4 protein-coding genes are annotated in these 4,000 nt (G+C 42.6%); 1 reads left to right on the forward strand and 3 read right to left on the reverse strand.

Annotated elements, in window-relative coordinates:
• Positions 1-323: 323 nt before the first annotated feature.
• From J3482_RS19560 to J3482_RS19570, 3 genes are read right to left on the reverse strand one after another with little or no spacing between them, the layout of a single operon-like run.
• Positions 324-1,334, reverse strand: coding sequence for a GNAT family N-acetyltransferase (locus J3482_RS19560; RefSeq protein ID WP_206923010.1), 1,011 nt, complete (start codon positions 1,332-1,334; stop codon positions 324-326).
• Between the two features lie 8 nt (positions 1,335-1,342).
• Entirely contained in the window at positions 1,343-1,609 is a 267-nt protein-coding gene (locus tag J3482_RS19565) for a PqqD family protein (RefSeq protein WP_206923011.1), read from the reverse strand.
• Positions 1,610-1,611: 2 nt separating this feature from the next.
• Positions 1,612-2,325, reverse strand: coding sequence for a class I SAM-dependent methyltransferase (locus J3482_RS19570; protein ID WP_206923012.1), 714 nt, complete (start codon positions 2,323-2,325; stop codon positions 1,612-1,614).
• Between the two features lie 265 nt (positions 2,326-2,590).
• On the opposite strand from J3482_RS19570, the gene J3482_RS19575 reads away from it, so the two are divergent.
• The gene (locus J3482_RS19575) at positions 2,591-3,559 is read left to right on the forward strand and encodes a JmjC domain-containing protein (RefSeq protein WP_236018408.1); all 969 of its coding nucleotides are present in this window, start codon (positions 2,591-2,593) and stop codon (positions 3,557-3,559) included.
• Positions 3,560-4,000 lie beyond the last annotated feature (441 nt).

Raw genomic sequence — 4,000 nt, forward strand, 5'->3', positions numbered from 1 at the left:
CGTACCATGATTTCGCCGTGTTCGCCAACAAATCCACCAAATACTTGAAAACATGCCCCGGTCAATGATCTCAATCACCTAATCGTCGAAATCCGGGTTGAATTTTGATATTAATTTGGTCTGATATCTTACCGAAGAGAGGCATACCAACCCCAAGAATTGACCAAAATATGATATTACGCCATTGCAACACGCTATACGTAATGTGAAAGTGACTTACGAGATTGGGATAGGCGATGGACAGCATCGTGGTGCTCATTACACTAGCGAACACGCCCAAGGATATGGAAACAATCAATATACGATAGCGCCCATTGTCCAACTCAAATCCGCCTTTCAAATTCAATCTCATCCTGAATTGGTATACCAAAATCTCCCGATTTAGGAATAGATGGTTTTAATTTTCTTGCTTCATCAACAGCTCCACGGTGTATAGCGGTCATGTAAAAACCTCTACGTTGATAGAATCGTATTGCCTCTAAATTGTCATTAGTTGTGACCAACCGAATTTTTGTACATCTATGTCGTTTCGCGACTTCAATGAGTTTCTCGAGCAATCTCGTTCCAATTCCTCGGTATTTTTTCACGGCGTCAATCGAAATTATTTCGCAAGATGTCTCTTGTATTTTGTAGGTTAACACCCCGTAAAACTGATTATTAGATTCAGCAACGATGGTATCGCACTTGAGAAGGTCGTGAACTTCACCACCACTCACCATGATGGGTTCCCCCCACGATTGCTCGAAGAATCGTGCAAGTGCTTCTTCATCACCCGGCGTTTTTTCCCGATAAGTTATTGAATCTTCTTCAGATGGGCTCTCTTCTTGTTTTTCAGACATGGGTTCAAATGTCGCTATCTCGTGATGGTCTTTGTGCTCGATGTGAAGACGGATTCCAAGTTTTTCAGCATTTGCAATAGCGAGATGCTTTGTATACGAGACAAAGTCTTCTACGTCTACGTCGAAATAAAAAAATGCTTCTGGAGGGAACTTGTCATACCAAGTTGCACTCTCCACGATGTAGCGATGGTCCGTAATCGATTGAACGTTAATGTCGTCATAGAGCAGTCTTCTGCCTAACACGAAATCAACGATCAACGCACTGCAGTTTCCTTTTCCGAATCGTCTTTTCCATTCTTCATAGTATCCTCGTTCTTCATAATGCGATTGCAACCAAGCGGCTAAGTCTTCGTGGTTCATCCCATGGTCTCGTCCCAGTGCTATCAGCATCGTAATATAGTTTGCGATTGCTTGAGCACGGTACGTTCGATTTTCCTCAGGATCGAATGCGGGAATTCCTAAGGAGATCAATTGGTCTGAGGTTAGCTTATGCATGCTTATTTTCACTCCACGACGGTTAGGATTGCATTCTTCTCAATCAGATAGGCGGAAACCGAAACAACGTCATTTAAGGCGGTATTATAATCTACGTCATAGGTTGATACCATTTCATTACAAATATCACCGAGAGTACGATGCCCGTCCATTCGTTCAAACACAAATGCAGCAGTTTCATTCAACGTAATCCCAGGCTCAATGATAATGCTCTTCAAATATTTCCGTGTTTGAATCCCTTCTTGATGAGCGAAAACGGTCGATTCGCTGATCATGATTACAATCCTCCCTGTTTCACGATTTCTAAAATCCACGTTTTCGGGGAGCTTATGGACCCACTCGACCACTCTGGCATTTCTCCCAAATCATCAATACATTCCACAATATCTTCTGCTTCAAACTGAAATTCCGATATCGTGAACTCAGGAATACCTGTTTCTCTACATACACGTTCGACTTCTTGCATCGTTCGGCTTTCTGAAAAAGCTTTGGCGATAATCGCAAAGTATTCAGGTTCACGAATAACAGAACGAAGCGGCATTTCCCAATCGTCGGCTGGGGGTTCCGTGTCAATCACAAATAACTTACCGCCTGGCTTTAAAACTCGATAGCATTCTCGAATAGCTCTCACCGGATTTTCCCAGTGGTGATAGCAAGAATAAGAGACAATTAAATCCACAAAATCAGATCCATATGGTAGGTCATGGATATCTGCTTGATCAAAAATCACACGTTTGCGATGATCAAGTGTCGAGATATATTCATAAGCTATTTCATGCATAGCAGGATTGATATCGAGGGCGTGTATTGGGCCTTCAATGCGAGACAGCAATTCGCCCGTAAGATATCCAGGGCCGGTTCCCATATCGATAACCCTACCAGAAGACTTTCCGTACCTCCGATGCAAATTAGCTGCGAGGAGAGGATATATATATTTCTGATATTTATCAACAAATCGTTTGTATGTATAGCAAGCCTCAGGACTCAGCATAGTAATCTCCTTATAGCAAATGCTAGCAGGGTAGCTAGCTTGGAATTAATGACCTCCAACAACAGCAGCGCGTTCGATCTCTACAATGCGAGGAGCCTTATACACCTTTTTCATGGTCTCACCACCTTCCATTACACAATCTGAAATAAAAGGAATATTAGATACTAGCTACCCTGCATTCCCTATTATATAACACATCTTACTGAATTAATAAATATTTGTTACTATAATTTCGAATCAAATTTTTGAGAAAGGGGCCTCAAACATGGCGGAAACCATGAGTAAGTCGGATGTGGTACAGCGTATTACTGAACCCTTGAGTCCAGAAAAATTTATCGAAATGTATTGGCCGGCAAGGCACTATGTTTGCCACGGAGAAGCGAATCGTCACATTAGTACGCTCCACTTGCCCGAGAACGTTACGGTCGAAGACATTGTTAGTCTTTACAAAAACCCTATCATGGTCGTCGGCGATTGTGTGATAGATGCTTCAGAGGGCATTACGGATCGATTCATGGTATCTCCTTCTGAGGCACTGCACTGGTACGAACAAGGTGGTGCTTTGGAGTTTGACTTTGTCGACCTCTTTATACCGTCAATTCGAAAGACCATTCAGGAGCTCAAATCATTCCTTAAGCTCCCTCAGGGCACTCATGGCAAGGCTGTTGCGTACGCAGCCAAAAATGGCGGTGGGTTTAAAGCTCACTTTGATGCGTATGCGAATTTTGTATTTCAAATCCGCGGTCGAAAAAAATGGATGGTTTTAGAAAACTCGAATGTCACGTATCCAGTTCAGCATTACGATCTGGCCGAATATCCTTATATGCCAGTAGAATTAAAGGCATACTGGAACGGACAAGCTCCTGATCCGACATTGCCAAATGCACATGAAATTGAGTTACAACCAGGATCAATGTTATTTCTTCCCCGTGGATACTGGCACTCTACTGAATCTCAAGAAGAAACCCTAGCAATAAATATTACCTTCGGGCAAGCGACCTGGATCGATTTCGTTTTGGCGGCACTTAGACAAAAACTTGTTCACGATGAGGCATTCCGCTCTCTCGCGTACAACATCGAAATGAAATCGTTTGAAATGAACGAGTTGCTCAAAAAATTGCCTAACTATGTCGGGGCAATTACAGAAGAGGATTTGCTCCAAGCCCAGTCATCTGACCTCGATTTGTATCAAACAACTCAATTAGTTTTCCGTCAGTATCTTAGCTATCAATGAGGAATCAACGGAGGTAAGCCCTTTTCTGCCCGACTAACAATAGAAGGCAGATGCACTACTTACAGGCCACAATGTTCAAAGACAAACTATTACCAAGACGTAGGGCGTTGTGTCACATCCGAATCACGATTCATTATAAAAAATCGGATACCTTAATTCTTCGGAACTGTGGGCTTCACGACGATACCTTGTCAAACCCGTAACCCTATACTTAAAGCAGAGGTGCATCACCTTAAAACGATACGACACCGAGTCAGAAAATGATTCGGTGTCGTATCGTTTCCATAGAGAATCTGAGGCATAGCCGTCACTAACAATAGAATCAAACAAAACACAAACCCGTAAGATGAGTTTGTCGAGAACCACATCTTCGCTAGGAAGGAGCACCTTTTGGGTGAAACAATATAATCATACACGAAGTCAGTTTGCTCGTAAAAGCTC

Source organism: Alicyclobacillus suci (assembly GCF_017329615.1).
Classification (GTDB): domain Bacteria; phylum Bacillota; class Bacilli; order Alicyclobacillales; family Alicyclobacillaceae; genus Alicyclobacillus; species Alicyclobacillus suci.